This is a genomic window from Salisediminibacterium beveridgei (assembly GCF_001721685.1).
Lineage (GTDB): Bacteria > Bacillota > Bacilli > Bacillales > Salisediminibacteriaceae > Salisediminibacterium > Salisediminibacterium beveridgei.
On sequence record NZ_CP012502.1, the window covers coordinates 1,713,100 to 1,733,483 of the forward strand.

At 41.4% G+C, this 20,384-nt stretch carries 14 protein-coding genes and 1 riboswitch; of the genes, 9 read left to right on the forward strand and 5 right to left on the reverse strand.

All coding sequences use genetic code 11. The annotated features are described in order from the left end of the window. The first annotated feature begins 31 nt into the window (after positions 1 to 31). The 3 genes from BBEV_RS07970 to BBEV_RS07980 all read left to right on the forward strand — a co-directional run bounded on the left by BBEV_RS07970 (position 32) and on the right by BBEV_RS07980 (position 2,699). Positions 32 to 919, forward strand: coding sequence for a S1 family peptidase (locus BBEV_RS07970; protein ID WP_069364986.1), 888 nt, complete (start codon positions 32 to 34; stop codon positions 917 to 919). Between the two features lie 61 nt (positions 920 to 980). Next, positions 981 to 1,682 (forward strand): hypothetical protein, encoded by a 702-nt coding sequence (locus tag BBEV_RS07975; protein ID WP_069364987.1) that lies wholly within the window; start codon positions 981 to 983, stop codon positions 1,680 to 1,682. A 63-nt stretch (positions 1,683 to 1,745) separates the two neighbouring features. After that, positions 1,746 to 2,699: a ribose-phosphate diphosphokinase gene (locus tag BBEV_RS07980; protein WP_157100944.1), complete on the forward strand. Its 954-nt coding sequence runs from the start codon at positions 1,746 to 1,748 to the stop codon at positions 2,697 to 2,699. 68 nt (positions 2,700 to 2,767) lie between these two features. Here the strand turns inward: BBEV_RS07980 and pflA are convergent, their stop codons facing one another. Then, positions 2,768 to 3,517 (reverse strand): pyruvate formate-lyase-activating protein, encoded by a 750-nt coding sequence (gene pflA, locus BBEV_RS07985; RefSeq protein ID WP_069364988.1) that lies wholly within the window; start codon positions 3,515 to 3,517, stop codon positions 2,768 to 2,770. A 74-nt stretch (positions 3,518 to 3,591) separates the two neighbouring features. Next, complete coding sequence (pflB, locus tag BBEV_RS07990; protein WP_069364989.1) at positions 3,592 to 5,844, reverse strand: formate C-acetyltransferase; 2,253 nt, start codon at positions 5,842 to 5,844, stop codon at positions 3,592 to 3,594. 389 nt (positions 5,845 to 6,233) lie between these two features. Between pflB and BBEV_RS07995 the strand changes: the two genes are divergently transcribed. Next, the gene (locus BBEV_RS07995) at positions 6,234 to 6,494 is read left to right on the forward strand and encodes a hypothetical protein (protein ID WP_069364990.1); all 261 of its coding nucleotides are present in this window, start codon (positions 6,234 to 6,236) and stop codon (positions 6,492 to 6,494) included. A gap of 105 nt (positions 6,495 to 6,599) precedes the next feature. Here the strand turns inward: BBEV_RS07995 and dapA are convergent, their stop codons facing one another. Then, on the reverse strand, positions 6,600 to 7,487 hold the full coding sequence (gene dapA, locus BBEV_RS08000; RefSeq protein WP_069364991.1) for a 4-hydroxy-tetrahydrodipicolinate synthase: 888 nt from the start codon (positions 7,485 to 7,487) through the stop codon (positions 6,600 to 6,602). Between the two features lie 124 nt (positions 7,488 to 7,611). Beyond that, positions 7,612 to 7,795: riboswitch (Lysine riboswitch) on the reverse strand. 145 nt (positions 7,796 to 7,940) lie between these two features. Between dapA and BBEV_RS08005 the strand changes: the two genes are divergently transcribed. Continuing rightward, on the forward strand, positions 7,941 to 9,056 hold the full coding sequence (locus BBEV_RS08005; RefSeq protein ID WP_069364992.1) for an NAD(P)/FAD-dependent oxidoreductase: 1,116 nt from the start codon (positions 7,941 to 7,943) through the stop codon (positions 9,054 to 9,056). A gap of 80 nt (positions 9,057 to 9,136) precedes the next feature. Next, entirely contained in the window at positions 9,137 to 9,808 is a 672-nt protein-coding gene (locus tag BBEV_RS08010) for a TVP38/TMEM64 family protein (protein WP_069366660.1), read from the forward strand. Positions 9,809 to 9,813: 5 nt separating this feature from the next. Here BBEV_RS08010 and BBEV_RS08015 read toward each other — a convergent pair whose 3' ends face one another. Further along, positions 9,814 to 10,890: an FUSC family protein gene (locus tag BBEV_RS08015; RefSeq protein ID WP_084007298.1), complete on the reverse strand. Its 1,077-nt coding sequence runs from the start codon at positions 10,888 to 10,890 to the stop codon at positions 9,814 to 9,816. Positions 10,891 to 10,985: 95 nt separating this feature from the next. Here BBEV_RS08015 and addB point away from each other — a divergent pair, with 95 nt between their 5' ends. The 3 genes from addB (at position 10,986) to BBEV_RS08030 (ending at position 18,646) form a co-directional block, all read left to right on the forward strand. After that, on the forward strand, positions 10,986 to 14,468 hold the full coding sequence (gene addB / locus BBEV_RS08020; RefSeq protein WP_069364994.1) for a helicase-exonuclease AddAB subunit AddB: 3,483 nt from the start codon (positions 10,986 to 10,988) through the stop codon (positions 14,466 to 14,468). Next, a complete protein-coding gene (gene addA, locus BBEV_RS08025) occupies positions 14,458 to 18,168 on the forward strand; it encodes a helicase-exonuclease AddAB subunit AddA (protein WP_069364995.1) in 3,711 nt (1,236 codons plus the stop codon). Before addB ends, addA begins: the two co-directional genes overlap by 11 nt. A gap of 160 nt (positions 18,169 to 18,328) precedes the next feature. Further along, positions 18,329 to 18,646, forward strand: a complete 318-nt coding sequence (locus tag BBEV_RS08030) for a DUF952 domain-containing protein (RefSeq protein WP_069364996.1) — start codon at positions 18,329 to 18,331, stop codon at positions 18,644 to 18,646. Between the two features lie 62 nt (positions 18,647 to 18,708). Here the strand turns inward: BBEV_RS08030 and BBEV_RS08035 are convergent, their stop codons facing one another. After that, on the reverse strand, positions 18,709 to 20,304 hold the full coding sequence (locus BBEV_RS08035) for an ABC-F family ATP-binding cassette domain-containing protein (RefSeq protein ID WP_069364997.1): 1,596 nt from the start codon (positions 20,302 to 20,304) through the stop codon (positions 18,709 to 18,711). Positions 20,305 to 20,384: the final 80 nt, after the last annotated feature.

A 20,384-nucleotide genomic window follows, 5' to 3' on the forward strand; every position in this document is an offset into this window, starting at 1 on the left:
AGCACTTTTTCTATCGAGAGGTGAGAAAATGATGAGTGATGAAAAGAACCGAAGCGAAAATGATTCTATAAACGATGAGGATTCTGATGAAGAAGTAAATGAAGAACCTCAAAAAGAAGAGGAATTGTTTTTCGATGGGGAACGCTATTATACGCGCGACGAATGGTTCAATCCACCAGACCCAATGGAGAGTCCTCCAAAGAGGAAAATGAAAAGAGGTATGAAACTGACGATAGCCATGCTTGTCACTGCGGCATTATTAGGGAATGTGTTTGCCATGTGGCCACAAATCTTTAACTTGCCAGCCATAGAATTTGTTCAGGTAAACCGCGAATTATCTCAAGATGAAAGTATTCAAGAGCTTCAGGATGGTGTTGTGGTCGTTCGTGCCGGTAATTCCAAAGGAACCGGTTTTGTTTACAACCTTGAAGAAGGTCTCGTGTTAACTAATGAACATGTTATCGATCAGCAGGATCCTTATCCTGTCATTACATTTGAAAACGGGGAAGCCTATCAATCAGAGATCATTTATACTGATGAAGACTTGGATATAGCGGTTTTGCAGGTTGAGGATATGAACGATCACGTTGAGTTGCAGTTTAAAAACGAATGGTCACAGGCAGAAGAAATTGTTTTTATAGGAAATCCTCTATTTTTTAACTTCATTGCGAATCGCGGTCAACTGATTGGTTTATTGGAACAATCCAACCGGGAAAACGCCCCTTTGATGCTTGATGCACCTGTATACAGAGGAAGTAGTGGATCCCCTGTATTTAACGCATCAGGCGAAGTCATTGCAGTAGTTTATGCGACAACAACAACGCTCGTTTCAGGAGAAGATCAGCGCGTTGGACTTGCGATTCCTGCGGGTGATTTCATTCACGACATTCCGGGAATCAATTCGGATAGCTTTGAATGAGACTGAACGCGTGATTTCTGATATGATAAACAAAAGCTGGCTGATACAGGAGGGGAACAGGATGACTGAACGGATGATTGCTTTGCATGATCTTCACGCTGGATTTAAAACGAAATTTGATATTCAAGATCATTATGGTCGTTGTATCATTGCCAAAAACAGAACGATTACTGAAGAAGATATGCGGAATCTCACAGCAATGGGAACATCCTATTTTATTTATCAAAATGTTGTGGACGAAAACGATGAACCAGAGCCTGAGGCCACGCTTGCATTAGTCCGTTTTCTTGAGGACATATCCTCTTACTCGCGGTTTCAACTCGATCACATTCTACAAGGTACATCCCTCGAAGAAGATCTGTATATTTTTCATGAAGAAATATTCAAAGGGGTGAAAGAACGCAGAGGAATTATTGTTGAAAAAGTGACATCGGTTTTCTTTCAGCACTTTCACGATGGACTTTTTGATATGCACCTCTTTTACTGGAAAGTAAAAGAATTTCTAGAAGATTACTCAAAAGAAGCATCGAGTCGTTTTCAGGAAGTCTTTGTTCCTTTTCCAAATGGTGCGGTAGTCTCATTAGAAAAGGGACTGGATTGCATCGTTTTGGAACAAGATCCTTCTGATCCTGAGAATCCGTTATTGAAGCCAATCCTTTCAGAGGATGAGCCTGCATTTTATCTGAAAGATTATAATTGGAAAGTAGTATCATCCGAACCGATTTCATGTACGTTGACTTTTGAGGATCAAGATGAAAACTGATAGTTCCTGTTGATTAATCTATGGTAAACTAGTGATGAAATCAATCACGTGGAGGGGTCTTTTGTGGACAAAAAACGAACAGAACACATGAAATTGTTTACTTTGAATTCGAATCCTGCTCTAACCCAGGAAATTGCAGATTATCTTGGCATCAAGGTCGGTGATAGTTCCATTCAGCGTTTCAGTGACGGTGAAGTTCAGATTGTCATTGATGAAACCGTCAGGGGACAAGATACATACCTTGTGCAATCCACTGCAGAACCAGGAAATGAACTTTTGATGGAGTTATTAATTATGATTGATGCACTAAAGCGGGCTTCTGCGAAGTCTATTAATGTTGTCATGCCATACTACGGCTATTCACGGCAGGATCGAAAAGCACGTTCAAGAGAACCCATTACGGCAAAATTAATTGCAAACCTGCTTGAATCTGCAGGAGCTGACAGAGTGATTTCTGTCGATCTTCACGCAGCTCAAATTCAAGGATTTTTCAATATACCAGTTGATCAATTAAAAGCACACTGGCTTCTATCAGACTACTTTAAAAACAAACAGCTCGAAGATGTCGTAGTAGTCGCACCAGAAAATGCTGGTACTGCAAGAGCGCGGAAACTTGCTAATGATCTGGATGCTCCGATTGCTCTCATTGATAAACAGCGTACTGAAATAGATGAAATGGTTCTCGGTCAATATATTATTGGTGAAGTCGAAGGGAAAACGGCCATTATTATAGATGATATGATTGACACTGCCCGTACGATGACAGCAGGCGCAGTAGCCTTGAAGGAATTTGGCGCGAAAGAAGTGTATGCTTGTGCAACCCACGGTGTACTGAGTGAACCTGCCATTGACCGGATACGTCAATCTGAGTTGAAGGAAGTTGTGATTACAAACACGATTCAACAATCTCTGGACAGGCAAGATGAACGGATTACGACACTATCTGTCGCAACATTGATTGGTGAAGGCCTGTTAAGGATTCACAATAATGAATCCGTCAGTAAACTTTTCGGATAATGAAAAAAGACCGCGCACTTTCCAAATGAAATTAATCATTGGAGAGAGCGGGGTCTTTTTTAAATGTTTCAGCCAACAGGAATATCAGGGTTCTTTTTTTGCAAAATACTGATCGCCTGATTTGTCGCTGACTCAGTGGGGGAAGGGGTATCGCCCAGCGGATATACAAGCCCCATTTCATCCCATTTGTATTTACCCATCAGATGATAAGGTAGAATTTCAATTCGCTCCACGCCATTTAATTCTGAAACAAAACTGGCCAACTTATTTAAATCTGCTTCGTCATCCGTTTTTCCAGGGACAAGAACGTGTCGGATCCACATAGGTATTTGACGCTTTGACAATTCCTTTGCAAATTGAAGTATATGGCGGTTTGTGACACCGGTTAATGACCTGTGCTTCTCGTCATCCATTTGTTTCAGATCCACCAGAAACAGATCAGTCACTTCAAGTAATGCCTTAAAGGATGATTGATAGTTATCCGCGGTAGAATACGAACCACCAGAGCTGTCAATTGCTGTGTGGATATCAAGAGCTTTTAATTCTTTGAATAAAGCAGTCAGAAAATCCATTTGCAGTAATGGTTCACCACCGCTGACTGTGACACCACCCCCGGATGCTTTCATGTAAGGAACATACTTTTTAATATCATCAACTAATTCTGCAACAGTCATATTTTTTCCAGCTGCAAGATCCCATGAGTCGGGATTGTGGCAGTACTGGCAGCGAAGAAGACACCCTTGTGTGAAAATCATATAACGAACTCCGGGTCCGTCTACCATCCCCGTAGTTTCGATGGAATGAATGCGTCCTTGCATCGATATTACCTCCTGATGTGAATAGGGGATGGAAAGGTTCAACCTTTCCATCCCCATTCTTCTTGATATTAAATCTAGATCGATTCGTGGAACGTACGATTAATGACGTCAAGTTGCTGCTCACGAGTAAGCTTAATGAAGTTGACAGCATAACCTGAAACGCGAATCGTTAATTGAGGATATTCTTCCGGCCGGTCCATAGCATCCAGAAGTGTTTCGCGATCAAACACATTAATATTCAGATGATGACCGTTCTTTACTGAATACCCATCGAGAATGGAGGATAAGTTTGCTTTTTGCATGAGATGATCTTTACCAAGCGCTTTCGGAATAATCGAGAATGTGTTCGAAATGCCGTCCAGTGAAGCATGGTATGGCATTTTTGCAACCGAATTGAGTGATGCCAATGCGCCTTTTGTATCTCGCCCATGAAGTGGGTTCGCACCTGGTGCAAATGGTTCACCTGTTTTTCTACCGCATGGCGTGTTGCCAGTTTTCTTACCATAAACAACATTTGAAGTGATCGTCAGAATAGACATGGTCGTTTCGGCATTCCGATAAGTCGCATGCTTTTTCAATTTCTGCGAGAACGTTTCTACCAGTTCTTTGGCAATCATATCGACACGATCGTCGTCATTCCCGTATTTCGGATAGTCACCTTCAACTTCATAATCAACAGCCAGGCCGTTTTCATCGCGGATGACGCGGACGCGGCTGTGTTTAATGGCGCTGAGAGAGTCAGCAGCTACGGATAATCCTGCAATACCTGTTGCCATGGTACGGCGGATGTCCCGATCATGCAGGGCCATTTCAATGCGCTCATAACTGTACTTATCGTGCATATAATGAATAATGTTCAGTGTATTGATATAGAGTTCTGAGAGCCAATCCATCACGAGATCAAAATTTTCTCTGACCTCGTCATAATCAAGATATTCTGAAGTGATTGGTTCAATTCCTGGTGTTACTTTTGTTCCGCCCATTTCATCAACGCCGCCATTAATCGCACAGAGAAGACCTTTTGCCAGGTTCGCCCGGGCTCCGAAAAATTGCATCTGCTTACCGATTGTCATTGCTGACACGCAGCAGGCAATCCCATAATCATCTCCAAATTCATCTCGCATAATATCATCGTTCTCATATTGAACTGAACTTGTTTCAATCGACATTTTTGCGCAGTAATGTTTAAAGGTTTCAGGTAACTCTGGAGACCAGAGGACAGTCAGATTCGGTTCAGGTGCGGGTCCAAGATTTGTCAGACTGTGCAGGAATCTGAATGAGTTTTTCGTAACAAGCGGCCTGCCATCTTCACCGACACCACCGATGGATTCGGTAACCCAAGTCGGGTCTCCACTGAACAAATCATTATATTCCGGCGTCCGTGCAAATTTCACGAGACGAAGTTTCATAATAAAGTGATCTACGATTTCCTGTACTTCCGGCTCAGTAAGTGTTCCGGCTTTCAAGTCACGTTCCACATAAATATCGAGGAAAGTTGATACTCGACCGAGACTCATTGCAGCGCCATTTTGCTCTTTCACAGCTGCCAAATATCCGAGATAGAGCCATTGAAAAGCTTCGACTGTATTCATGGCAGGGCGAGAGAGGTCGAAACCGTATATTTTTCCGAGTTGCTTCAATTCGTTTAATGCGCGAAGCTGTTCAGCCATTTCTTCTCTGATTTGAATCGTTTCAGAGAACATGGTGCCTTCGGTTTCAGCCATTTCTTTTTTCTTTTCTTCAATCAAAAAGTCAACACCATAGAGTGCAACCCGGCGATAATCACCAATGATCCGGCCGCGGCCGTATGCATCCGGAAGTCCTGTGATGATACCGACTTTTCGTGCTAATTTCATCTCAGGGGTGTAGGCATCAAACACACCCTGGTTATGGGTTTTGCGGTTGTTTGCAAAAAAGGCTTCGACTTCGCTGTCGAGTTCATACCCGTAAGATTCAAGAGATGCTTTTGCCATTCTCAGACCACCAAATGGCTGCATGGAACGTTTGAACGGAACATCTGTCTGAACGCCAGTGATCTTTTCTTTGCTCTTATCCAGATAGCCAGCATCATGAGAAACGATTGAAGAAACGATTGAAGTATCCATATCATAGACACCACCGCGCTCGCGTTCCTCTTTGGAGAGTTGCATGACCTGATCCCACAATGACTTTGTTGATTCACTTGCATCTTCGAGGAATGATTCGTCACCTTGATAAAGTGTATAATTTTGTTGAATGAAATCTCTTACATCAATCGCCGATTGCCAGTTCCCAGGTTCAAAAGATTCCCATGCAGGTTGTTGAACGGCTTCTAAAGTTTTACTCATTATTAAAACCTCCTGTTTTTTAAATCATTTACCCAAATGTTCATGACACTCAAACACAACGTTGTGAAATCAATCACTTATTGATCTAATTTAATTATAATGGATATTCATCAAAAAACAATGCATGAAATGTGACGGTCTGATGAAATATAACAGAAAGTTAATTTAAGTGAAACAGATTTTAAACATAATAGTATGTTAATTTAACTTTATCGGATAATATCTCGATGAATAGCCATATGAAAATTAATTTTTATTAAAACAATACAAATAATAGTTGTAATACAGTAGGTATTATTTCAGAATTTTGATTGATACAGATTTAAAATCAGGTGCTGGCTGATAGCTTGAATGATTGTATGTATAATGTTTACTGAGGAGGGAGATACGTGAAACCGGATAATTATTTTAAACTGAAAGACGAGTTGATTCCTTTACTGCCTGAACCGGAACAATCCGTTTATAAAACATTCCGCCTGGTTGAGAAGGAGTTTTCGACATTTCATGGTTCATTAATTGTTTATGGGAGAAATGCTGTTCAGGAAACTGCTGATCGTCTGAACATGTCGGAGGGGGAAGTAAAGCAATTTACATTAAGCGCATCAAAAAAGTTACAGCAGATGTTACGTAAAAATCATCTGGATTCATGAAGAAAACCTTAATTGCACAGATATGAGTGTTCAGTTCTTGAAGATGTGGCTGTTTAAAGTATAAAAACAGGTGCTGCATCAATCTTTGCAGCACCTGTTTGTCATTTATACAGCTGATGAGAAACGTTTGTAGGCGATTTGATTATAGATGGCTTCTCTTTCTGATTCATCAACATCCACGATAGGCAGACGGACTGAACCAACCGGCACGCCGATCATATTCAGTGCCGCTTTTATGGGAGACGGGCTTGGTGCGATAAACATGGCATTCATCATCGGAACCAATCTTCTGTGTATTGCAGAGGCCTTGGTGAGATCCCCATCATTCGCAGCTTCGATCATCTCTTTTATCTCATCACCAATAACATGAGAGGAAACCGATACAACCCCATCAGCGCCAACAGCTAAGGAAGGTAATGTTAAGCTGTCATCACCGCTGTAAACTGAAAAGTCATCTGATGTTTCTTCGATAATCATCGACATAGCATCCAGATCGCCACTTGCTTCTTTAATGGAAACAATGTTGGGAATACGGGAAAGTTTAATCGTTGTTTCGGGTAAAAGGTTTACACCTGTGCGACCAGGTACGTTGTATAGCATGACCGGCAGCACAGTCGACGTGGCAACAGCTTTGAAGTGTTCATACATCCCTTGCTGATTTGGCTTGTTATAATAAGGAGCCATCAACATGACACCCTCTGCGCCGGCAATTTCAGCCATCTTCGTTAATTCAATGGCGGCCTTGGTACTGTTGGTACCGGTTCCGGCAAGCACAGGTATTCGTCCATCAACAATCTTAACACAGAATCTGAAAAAAGCATTTTTTTCATCAATTGACAGCGTCGGTGCTTCACCGGTTGTACCACTTAAGACAACGGCATCACTTCCTGTACTGATAAGGTGTTCAATCAGTTGTTCTGTTCTGTCAAAATCGATTTGTAAATCATCGTTGAAGGGTGTTACCATCGCTGTGATCATCTGTCCAAAGTTCATTTTACTGCACCTCTATTCTCAGATTTCGCCATGTGGCGTTCGAATAGAGCTATTCGGCTGAAAAATCGTACAAAAAAACAGCATGGGGCTCATGCTGCCGGCGTCACTGACGTGTACGAGTCCAGCGTGAGATAGCCCTCCATACAGCAGCTGGGCTGTACGACAGTTCTGCCTTTATTTAAGGGCAGAACCAGCGATCAGATGGTTGAACACCTGAGTGCTTCGGCAATTTCCCCTTTCGGAAAGGATCGTGGGAGTTCAACCTCCTGAACTGACCTACTGATGAAAATTGCACCTCTACTCTCACTTCCTTCAGAAGTCAAGAATAAACTATTATATTCACTGTTTACCTTATCAGAATTTGACGGGTTATGCAAGATGAGTTCAACCCTTGCGTCAAAGCTTTTAAACTGTTTTACTATCAATATTGAAGACAAGTGAGGAGTTGATGGCATGACACATCACATCATTATCGGTGGAGGCATTATTGGAGCATCAGCGGCTTACCATCTTGCCAGAGAAGGAGAACAAGTTACAATAATTGATCGGGGAGATAAAGGTCAAGCAACCGATGCGGCAGCAGGAATTATTAGTCCCTGGCTATCCAATCGTCGAAATGAATCATGGTACCGATTAGCAAAGGAAGGCGCTCGTTTTTATCATGAACTGATACCGGAGCTCGAACAAAACCAGAATACTGATACCGGATACAGAAGAAACGGTACGATTGCATTGACGTCGGAGGATCACATAGTGAATGAGAAAATGAATCTGGCTATTCAAAAACAACCAGACGCACCTGAAATTGGCGAGGTCAAGTATCTGAGTGAAAGAGATGTTCAGCGCCAATTTCCACTTGTTGCAAATGGTTATCAAGGCGTATTTGTGAGTGGGGGAGCGAGAGTGAATGGCCGGTTATTAAGAGACAGTCTGATTCATGGAGCGGTAGCGAATGGCGCAGTGCGAATACACGGTCACGCGGAGGTAACCCCAAGGGGCGATCATCGATTCAGTGTGAAAGTAGGCCACATGGATCTGTTCGCAGAAAATGTGATCGTAACTGCAGGTGCCTGGGTGAACTCACTCTTTAAAGGAAAAAAATTAAAAATGAATATCAGGCCTCAAAAAGGACAGTTGATTCATCTTCGCTTAAAAGGCATGAACAGTGACAACTGGCCAGTTATACTTCCTCCGAAAGATTATTATGTTATACCTTTTGAGGATGGCCGGATGGTGATTGGTGCAACAAGAGAAGACCATAAGCTCTTTGACACCGCCGCTACCGCAGGAGGGATTCATGCGATTTTAGATGAAGTCTTCACTTTTGCACCAGGATTCAAAGGCGCTGAGTTCCTTGAAACAAGGGTGGGGACCAGACCCTTCTCAATGGATTCAATCCCAGTCTTTGGTCAGATCCCTGAACTTCCGGGCCTTTACACAGCCAATGGGCTCGGTGCAAGCGGATTAACGACGGGGCCATTCATTGGCTGCGAATTGGCAAAACTCTCCATTGGCAAAGATCCTCTCTTTTCCAAGGACGAGTACAGCGTTAAATCACTTTTTCTTTGATTTCTAAAAAAAGGATGTGTAATGTGCTGTCATAACGGCAATATTGGAGTTATACAGTGTTGAAAGGACGTCCATACATCATGCCGAAAAAACTCATTTTGAAAATCATATTGTTTATGCTCATTGCCTATACAGGTTACTGGTTATTTAATAATTTTTCGACGGTTGGACCTGAACAGCTCCAGCATTTTATGCTCAGTTTTGGCATTATTGCACCGTTGGTTTTTATACTGCTGTTCACGATCAGGCCCTTTGTCTTGTTTCCCGCTTCAATCATGGCAATGGCTGGTGGTTTGTCCTTTGGACCGATCATTGGACCTGCAGTGACCTACATCGGATCTCTGGCAGGCGCAGCCTTATCATTTATGGTGATGCGAAAACTAGGACATAAAATCAGGGCAAAAAAATGGCAGGGAAGAGGAGAAGCCATTCAGCGAAATATTGAATCGAACGGTTTTTTCTACATCACTGCTCTTCGGATTATCCCAGTCGTTAATTTTGATTTCCTCAGTTATCTTGCTGCTCTGTCACGGGTGAAATTCTCCATCTATTTTAAAGCTACGATGGCAGGCATCATTCCAGGAACATTTGCATTTAATTTTTTAGGTGCTGCCATTGTTGATTTAAGTCCGGCAATGATCAGCATCACAGCAGGTACTTTTTTCATAGCTTTCACTATTCCAGTTTTCATCAGAAAAAAGATGAAGCAGAAGAATCTTGATATCGACCTGTTGCCCGATGAACAAATCTGAACCCTTCAAAGTGAAGGGTTCTTTTGTCGTGTTTGCAAATCACCCAATACTTCAAAAGAAGATAACAGTTCATAAAAGAAACGGGTGTTTTTATTGAGATAGTGTGTTTTATCAAATTCATTGCCTTCTGTGGGGGCCTCATACTCATAACGAAGTGCCTGATCCAATTCATGGATGATTTTATAATGTTCATCAGACATCCCATTTGCATCGCCGTATTGTAAAGAAGGTAAGAGACGCCCGATTTCATCGAGAAGTTCCCTTTCAATCAATGTTAATTTTTGTATGCGGCCAATGTAGTACAAGTTGCCTAAATGAAGTTCCAAGCGATGTAACAAGTCCATACGTTCACGCAGTAAAAGGAAATTCCGATAATTTTTAAACCGGAAGCGGTGCACACGAAGTTCTTTCCGCTGATACCCCATTAACTGATCCGTCTTTGCGAGAGAACGTTTAAACTTCATATAATTCAGCCCATCTCCAGAATTTGCTCCACTCATTTCGTAGGGCATAACAATCCCTTGTAAAACCCGTTTTGCTTCGTCAATGTGTCTGTAAGTCTGGTCGTGTATTTTTTTGAAATAGTTCGCAGGGAAAATTGTAACATTGACAATTGACGAGACTGTTATACCAATTGTTGTTGTGCCAAGGCGAGTCAAAAATTGCATCAATAAAGGACCGTCCAGATCAGGGATCATCGCTACTGCAGTCAGTGTTGCCACGAGCGTCCCGTCAAAAAGTTTCAGCTTTTGACAAAGATAAATTGTACCGACTGCTGCAATGGTATATGTCAAATACGTTTCACCGAGAAAAAAGACAGAAAGCGTCGCAATACCCGCACCAATTCCAGCTGCAGGGAAACGGACCATCCCTTTACGAATGGAGTCATAGGTGTTCGGTTCGATGGTTACAATTGCTGTGATCACAGCATAAATGGCAGGCAGATCAAACAGCAGACAAATCATTGATGTTAACGCTACTGCAATCCCTGTTTTAATGATTCGCTGTCCAATCAGAAAAGGTCTTAAATGTTCGAACATTGTCTTCACTTCCTTCACGATCTTTGCTGTTAAACTGCTCATTAATTATAGCAAAAAATAACTTATGAAACAGTTTGATTCTGACATAGTATCTGATATGATTTAAGCACGAACATACGATTGCGCGGAGGTGCTCAATGGGACTGCAGATCATTACAGGACGATCAGGTTCAGGGAAATCAACTTATATCGAAGATGAAATCTTGGCATTGGAGAAAAAACATCCAACCGGGTCACCGATTTTTTATTTGGTGCCCGATCAGATGACGTTTCAGGTGGAAAGACGGATAATCAGAAAAATGGGTAAAGGCTCAACCCGGATACGTGTGCTGGGTTTTAACCGGCTTGCTCATATGATCCTTCAGGAGCAGGGAGGGCATGCGTTAACACATCTTCAACAAACAGGTGTGAACATGCTTTTGAGAAAGGTCTCAGAAGAACAGAAAGCCAAGCTCAATGTATTTGAAAATGCTATAGGTAAGAATGGGTTTATCGATCAATTGTATGCTATGTTAACTGAATGCAAACGATATGGGCTGGAGGAAGAACAGATCCAATCCATAACAAATAAGGACCATCTCTCGGCAGCATTAAAAGACAAATTCAATGATTTTTTATTAATCCATCAAGAGTTAAAAAAAGACACAGAAGGTATTCGTTTGGCGTCAGAAGATGATTTTAAGCTTGCAATCAGCCTGGTTCCAGATTCAGAATTGATCAACAGCAGCCTGATTGCGGTGGATGGTTTTCATCATTTCAGTCCACTCGAAGAAGCTTTTATCGCAGAATTAATGGATCAGGCTAGTGACATGATCATCACCCTGACGAAGGATGCTTATCAGGATCCATCGAACGAACTGGATCCCCTACACCTCTTTTTTGAAACAATGCTGACTGAACAAAAGTTGATTGAAATCGCAAAAGATAAAGCTATAGAGATATTCGAACCAATTCACTCGAACCAGCAAATCCGGTTTAATAGTCCTTCGATTGCTCACCTTGAACGGATGAGTACCCGGCGCCCTGCACTGGAATTGACTGATCATTCTGGTGTGCAGGTCTATGCATGTGTTAACAAAAGAGCAGAAATCCGTGGTATTTGCAGAGATATAAAAAGATTGGTTCGTGAAGAAAAATATCGTTATAAAGATATCGCATTGCTCACACGAAATCTGCAGGACTATCACGATATAATTGAATTAATATTTGATGAAGAAGAAATACCTGTATTTGTTGATGCCAAGCGTACAGCGATACACCATCCCCTGATCGAATTTGTGCGTTCCATTATGGAAGTCGTTTCAAAACATTGGCGTTATGAAGATGTCATACGCTGTTTAAAAACACACTTTGTATTGCCAACGAAAGGGAGCATGCATCAGGATGACCTGGATGTTTTCGAAAATGTCACTTTAGCTTTAGGTATTAATGGAAAACAATGGTACGACCCCGTTGAGTGGCAAAAGCGAATCAGTTTCTATCGTACTGTTAAAGAAGGCGAAGCTGATGAAAAAGTTGAACGTATGCAAAGGCTTTACGATGAAATGATTCAACCGTTGAGTGACTTTTTCGAGAAAATCAAAGAGCAAACTTCGGTCAGAGAATATGCTACATCACTGTTTGAGCTACTTCTCACTTTGGATGCACCAGAAAAGCTCGCAGCAATGCGTGATCATGCAGAACAGGCAGGACGACTCCAAGAAGCAAAAGACCATGACCAGATTTGGAAACAGCTGATCAGCGTGCTTGAACAGGCGGATGAAGCTTGTGGAAAAGATGATATGCCATTCACTACATTCCAAAAAATGCTTGATACCGGTCTTGAAAGTATCTCTTTTTCCATTATACCTCCAGCATTTGATCAGGTCATGGCTGCAACCATGGCAACTTCACGATTAAATGATGTTAAATGTACTTTTATCATAGGTGCTAATGACGGCGTGATTCCAGCCAAAGCTGAAGAATCCACTTTTCTGACCAATCAGGAACGTCAGCTTTTAATTGAAGAAGGCTACGAGCTTTCACCTTCAGCAGAAAGGCAATTAATGAATGAACAATTTCTTGTTTATCTGGCGCAAACCAGTCCGACGGATAGGCTGGTTATCAGCTATTTACTCAGTGATGATGATGGAAAAGCGAAACAACCTTCTATGATTCTTCACCAACTTTATGACATGTTTCCAAATCTCAAACCTGAATTAAAAGTGGAAACGCCTTCAGATGCAGGTAATGACGATGAAGAATGGCTGTTTATCTCATCCCCGGTTTCTGCCCGGTCGTTTATGACAGAACGTTTGCAGCAATGGAAGAAAGGGTATCCGATTCCTTCATTTTGGTGGTCTGTATACAATTGGTTTAGTAAACAGCAGGATTTTCATAAAACCGTTGCGACATCCCTTTCCAGCATTTTTTACACGAATGATCCTGGTAAGTTGCCGGTTGACACCGCCAAAAGATTATATGGTGATCAACTTACAGCCAGCGTTTCGAGGCTTGAACAATTTAATTCCTGTGCATTTAAGCAATTTTCAAATTATGGTTTACGTTTAAAGGACCGGGAATATTTCAGACTTGAGGCTCCGGATATCGGTATTCTGTTCCACGAAGCACTGAAGGAATTAACAGAAGCGTTGAAAGAAGAAGAAATCCCGTTGTCTGAGTTAAGTGAGGTTGAAGCAACACGGAGGTCGAAGACCATAATTGAAGGCCTGGCACCTAAAATCAACCGAAATATATTAAAGAGTTCGAACAGATTACATTACATTTTATCGAAACTCGAAAAAGTTGTGATCAGAGCGGCCATGATATTGGCGGTTCAAGCTGAACGATCAGGATTTCAACCTGAAGCGATTGAACTTGGTTTTGGCAAAAATGGTTTACTGCCTCCGTTGACTTATACACTGACTGATGGAACCGTTGTCGAATTGTCAGGCAGAATCGACCGAGTGGATACTGCCAAAACCGAGAATGGTCTTTATATTCGTGTGATTGATTATAAATCCAGCAAAAAAGATATTGAACTGGATGAAGTATATTATGGGTTGTCTATGCAAATGCTGGTGTATCTTGATGCACTGTTGACCTATTCATCAGAATGGCTCGGTTCAACAGCAGTTCCAGCAGGGATGCTCTACTTTCATATTCATAATCCATTGATTACATCATCAAGCGGAAAATTATCACCGGAAGAAGCAGAGAATAAAATCCTTGAGAAGTTCCGTATGAATGGACTGATACTGAATGAAGATCATGCAGTAGCATTGACGGATCATACTCTTGAAGCGTCTTCTTCTTCAGTCATTGCTCCTCTTCATCGCAAAAAAGATGGTGAATTAACCAAACGATCCAAGGTCATTGAAAAAGAGGAAATCCAGGCTTGCAGAGAATGGATACGTTCGAAAGTGAAATCTTCATCCGAAGCGATACTAAGTGGAAACATAGCGATTGATCCATATAAAAAAAACAAAGAGACACCTTGTCGATTTTGTCCTTATCAGGCATTTTGCCAGTTTGATGCTTCTCAAGAAGAGATGCAGTTCCGCCACCTTCAAGGATTAAATCAGGAACGTGCTATGCAATTGATGAGAATCAACATGGAGGAGGTACAAGATGGAGATTAAACCGAAGCCCCCTGAAGTGAAGTGGACTGACGAACAGTGGCAGGCAATTGCAGCTGAAGGGAATAATCTCCTGGTTGCAGCAGCTGCCGGAAGCGGTAAAACCGCCGTGCTGGTAGAACGAATCATTTACAAAATCACTAATACTGAAAAGCAAACGGACCTTGATCGATTATTAATCGTCACGTTTACAAATGCAGCCGCAGCTGAAATGAGGCATCGGATTGGTGAAGCACTGGAGGACAAAATTGCTGAAAAGCCAGAGTCACTTCACCTGAAAAGACAGTTGACTTTACTTCAAAAAGCGAATATATCGACCCTTCATTCTTTTTGCATGAACATTGTTCGTGAATACTATTATCTGATTGATATCGACCCATCTTTCAGGATACTTGATGATACTGAAGGTGTTCTGTTGAAGGATGAAGTGATGGAATCTTTATTTGACGAAGCATATTCATCAGACAACCCATCTGCTTTTTACGATTTAGTAGATCGCTATTCCAGCGATCGAAATGACGAAGGACTGAAAAACATTATCCTGGATCTGCATGATTTTTCACTCAGTCATCCGAATCCTGAAGAGTGGCTTCAATCAGCAGCAGCCGTGTACACGTCTGTGGTAAAAGGAAATTATAAAACGGATGAATGGTTTCGAGAACTGCACTTTGTAATCTCAGACTTGATATCAGAAGCCCTGTTACTGTTCGAACAAGCTGTAAATTTAATAAATGCACATGATGGTTTTGAAAAATATCAGGAAACAATAGAAAATGAATATGCCACAATACTGAAAATTTCTGAAACAGAAGACGTTGCAGAGCAGTTTGAACAACTGCAAAAGGTATCTTTTCAGAGCTTAAAGCCGTTAACAAAAAAAGATATGTTTGAACCGGAAATAAAAGATGCCATTACTAATGCCAGAAATGAGGCAAAAGGAAAAATCACAACCTTAAAAGAGAAATTTGTTTTTCAATCACTCGATGATTCACTGGCAGATACCGGTGATCTTGCATTTTCCGTCGAAAATCTTATGAATCTGGTGTCGGCATTCTCGATGAAGTATGAGGAAGAAAAGAAGGAAAAATCAGTTGTTGATTTCAGTGACCTGGAGCATTATGCCTTGTCGATATTGAATATGAATCATCATGGTGAAGAAATCGCTAAACAGTATCGGGATTACTTTGTGGAAATCATGACAGATGAATACCAGGATACAAACCGTGTCCAGGAAGCTATTCTGCGACTTGTTTCCCAAAAAGATAACCGCTTTATGGTAGGTGACGTGAAACAGTCCATCTACCGTTTCCGATTAGCTGATCCGGGATTATTTCTTGAAAAATACCGGCATTATACATCAGACGGATCCGGTGATGGCATGGTGATTGATTTGTCCATGAATTTTCGCAGCCGGGATGAAATCTTGTCTTCTGTCAATTATCTCTTCAAACAATTCATGGATGAAAAGGCGGGGGAGCTTGAATATGATGACGCCGCAGCACTAGTAACCGGTAACTTGTCTTTTCCAGAAGAGGAGAATCTTCATACGGATTTTCATTTGATTGACCTAATGAAGGATGGAAATGACCATTCATCGATCCCGGACACTGAAGCAGAAGAGGACTTGTCTGCGGCTGAAGCGGAATCACTAGCGATGATCGAACGAATACAGGATATGCTTTCAAATCAGCGAGTCTATGATCCCGAAAAAAAATCGTATCGCAAAATGCAATACCGGGACATCGTAATTCTCGTGCGCTCTATGACATGGTCTGATACCTTTATGGAGTCATTTAAGCAGGCTGGGATTCCCCTTTATGCAGATGTTTCAAAAGGATACTTCAGTGCAATAGAAGTTCAAATCATGCTTTCTTTACTCAAAATCATTGATAATCCTCACCAGGATGTTCCATTGGCTTCTGTATTACGTTCACCGATTGCAGGTTTATCGTCCGAAGAAATGGCGGAAATTCGTATTCAAGGAAGTGGTAATGATTTTTTTCATGATGTCATGAGGTTCCCTGAATTGGATTTGCAAAATTCAGAGGAATTGCAAATTAAAATCACCTCATTTTTGAATCGTTTAAAGAACTGGCGAAACAAAGCAAGGGCCACTTCTCTCTCTTCATTTATCTGGAAGCTTTATGGAGATACCGGGTATTTTGATTATGCGGGTGGTATGCCGGGTGGTAAACAGCGCCAGGCGAATCTTAAAGCATTGTATGACAGGGCAAAGGCTTATGAGAAAACAAGTTTCAGAGGTCTCTATCGCTTCTTAAAATTCATCGAAAAAATGGAACAGCGTGGCGATGACCTGGGAGAAGCGAGGTCAATTGGTGAACAGGAGGATGTCGTCAGATTAATGACAGTCCATAAGAGTAAAGGACTGGAATATCCTGTTGTGATTTTACCTGGATTGAACCGGCCGTTTAATCGTATGGATTTCAGACAGCCTTATTTAATGCATCAGAAACTAGGTTTTGGTACCCGCTGGTTTGACCCGGAATTAAGGGTTGTGAGTCCATCACTTCCTCATGAAGTAATGAAACAGGTTGCATCGAAAGAAATGCTTGCTGAAGAGATGCGTGTTCTTTATGTTGCGATGACAAGGGCAAAAGAACAGCTAATTTTGATCGGTTCATCTAAGAATGCTGAAAAAGAAGTAATGAAATGGTCAGAAAAAGCCTCTGCCAAACAAATAAAGCTGCCAATTTTTTCGCGGATGAATGCGAATACGTATTTGGACTGGATGATGCCTGCTATTTTGAGGCATCCTGATGTGCAAGAGATCGTGAAAGATGATGGAACTTACCCTGTTGCAGACTTCACCATTCGTGATCGCTCAAAGTGGACATTCAGGAATGTTCTATCAAATGAATTGTCACTACCCAGAACAAGTGATTCTATGCGGGATGAAGAACTCTATCAGAGTTTAAGAGACCTTGCACCTGTTCCTGGTGATTTGAATGAAGAAGAGCAGGTGAAACATATATTTGAGTGGGAATACCCATTTGAACAGGCGACGAAGTTCCAATCGAAACAAACGGTTTCCGAATTGAAAGCGGGACTTGATTCAGATTACAGTGATGACCGGTTTATTTTTTCATTTCGTCCTGATTTTGCTGAACGCCCCGGATTTCTTCAACAAAATCTTTTGAAACCCTCTGAAAAAGGGACGCTGATGCATATGGTAATGCAACTGATCGACTTACAACACACATCCGAACAAGAGCTGAACGATCAGCTTCAAAATTGGGTGTCAGAGAATCGCTTAAGTATTGAGGAAGCCAAACAGCTCAATGTAGCTCAAGCTGCAGCGTTTTTCAAAACAACGATTGGTCAGGAAATGAAACAAGCTGAAGAGGTGTGGCGGGAATTGCCCTTTACTCATGCGATCCCCGCAGAATCCGCGTATCCGGATTGGCAAAAAGAAAAGGGGGAAGAAGATGTTTTCATTCAGGGGATGGTCGATGTTATATTTCGAAATAGCACAGGAGAACTCATTATGATTGATTATAAAACGGATCAGATCTCACAAGACTTGGCTTCTGATGAAGCCGTCGCTGCCCACTTCTCAGAAAAGTATAAGGTTCAGCTTGAATTTTATCAAAAAGCAATCGAGAGCAGCTGGAATGAACCAATTGAGAGCTGTTTGCTTTATCTGATGGAAGCTGATCAAATCGTAGAAGTTCACTCGAAATAACCGTTAAGGACATCGCTATTTCTATTTACAACTATCATAATGGTGGAATTGTTCGAGGAATTGTCACCTTCTTGCATTGAATCCTTTGTTTTTTCATATATAATCGAAGTAGATTAAGGATTCGGAATCCAGTAAGAGTCAATGAGAGGTGATTAAAGCGATGATCTACTATTTCATAACAAAAGAAGAACTGGCATTTGCCCTCGAGGAAGAGGAGTACTTCCCTGATTATTTTGATGACACAGGTTATATATCCTGCGTTTCTGAGAAAACAGTTCCCGCAATGATAGCAGAATTGAATACTGATCAGGAATACGTGATTCTCAAATTTGATGATCAGCTCCTCGAAAGTGCTGTAATCTATGAAGATATCGAGGATACAGGAATTATGCAGCCTCATGTATATGGATTTCTTAATATGGACGCGCTGATTGAAGCGGAAGAAGTCGAGCGAACGAAAATTAAAATACCTACCTGAATTTGAAAAACCCCGGATCATATCAATATGATCCGGGGTTTTATCGCTTTTGAAGAATTCAATTACTTTACTGCTTCCTTCATAAACTCTTCATAGGTTATTTTCTTGTTTACAATGGAACCGTCATCTTTTATATCAATAATCCGTGTAGCGAGGGTCTGATTCATTTGTAAATCATGCGTTGTGAAAATCATTGCACCCTTAAAACTGATGAGGCCATTATTCAATGCGGTGATACTCTCGAGATCCAAATGGTTTGTAGGCTCATCGAGTAGAAGGACATTTGCGCCGCTTAACATCATCTTTGATAACATACAACGTACTTTTTCTCCTCCGGATAAGACAGAAGCACTTTTTTTCGCTTCTTCACCTGAAAAGAGCATTCTTCCTAAGAAACCTCTGATAAATGTTTCAGTTTGGTCCTCCGGTGAATATTGTCTGAGCCATTCAACTAAAGGCATATCCTGGCCTTCAAAATAAGGACTGTTATCTCTTGGGAAATAAGCCTGTGAGGTTGTGATTCCCCATTTATAAGAGCCTTCGTCAGGTTCGATTTCACCCATTAGAATTTGCATCAAAGCAGACTTGGCCATTTCGTTGGAACCAGTCAAGGCAACTTTATCGTCTCGATCAAGAATAAAGCTGACATTATCCAACACTTTCACACCATTGATTGTCTTACTTACTCCTTCAACTGTCAAAAGATCGTTTCCGATCTCTCGTTCTGGTTTGAAGGCAATGTAAGGATATTTTCTTGAAGAAGGCTGGATATCATCCAATTCAATCTTATCCAGTAATTTCTTCCGGGAAGTGGCCTGTTTTGATTTGGAGGCATTCGCACTGAATCTTGCAATAAATTGTTTCAGTTCCTCGATTTTCTCTTCTTTTTTCTTGTTTTGATCCTGCGCCATACGAAGTGCAAGTTGACTTGATTCATACCAGAAATCATAGTTCCCGACATACAGTTGAATTTTCCCATAATCTAAATCTGCAATGTGCGTGCAGACATGATTCAAAAAGTGGCGGTCATGGGATACGACAATGACTGTATTCTTAAATTGAATCAGAAATTCTTCAAGCCAGTGGATCGCTTCCATATCCAGACCATTTGTCGGCTCATCAAGAAGCAGTACATCGGGATTGCCAAACAGTGCTTGTGCAAGAAGAATCTTTACTTTATCTGATTCTGGAAGTTCTGAAAGCGTCTTGTCATGCGCCGAAGCGTGAATACCCAATCCTTTCAGAAGCAAAGCGGCATCTGATTCAGCCTCATAACCATTCATTTCAGCAAATTCACCTTCGAGTTCAGCAGCTTTCATGCCATCTTCATCAGAAAAATCCGGTTTCATATAAATAGCATCTTTTTCCTGACGGACCTTGTAAAGTCTTTCATGTCCCATAACAACAACATCGAGGACATTTTCAGAATCATATGCATAGTGATCTTGACGAAGTACAGCCATTCGATGGTCTGGCGGAAGTGAAACATTCCCCGCTTGAGCATCGAGGTCTCCTGAAAGTATTTTCAGAAAAGTTGATTTTCCTGCACCATTTGCCCCGATTAAACCGTAACAATTGCCCGGTGTGAATTTAATTGTGACATCTTCAAATAACTTCTGATCGCCAAAGCGAAGACTTACTCCATTTACGTTTAACATGTTTATACATCATCCTTCTCATTAAAATCCTCATGAATTATAACATCTTTTGATGAAGATTACGAATCTTGTTTCAGCTG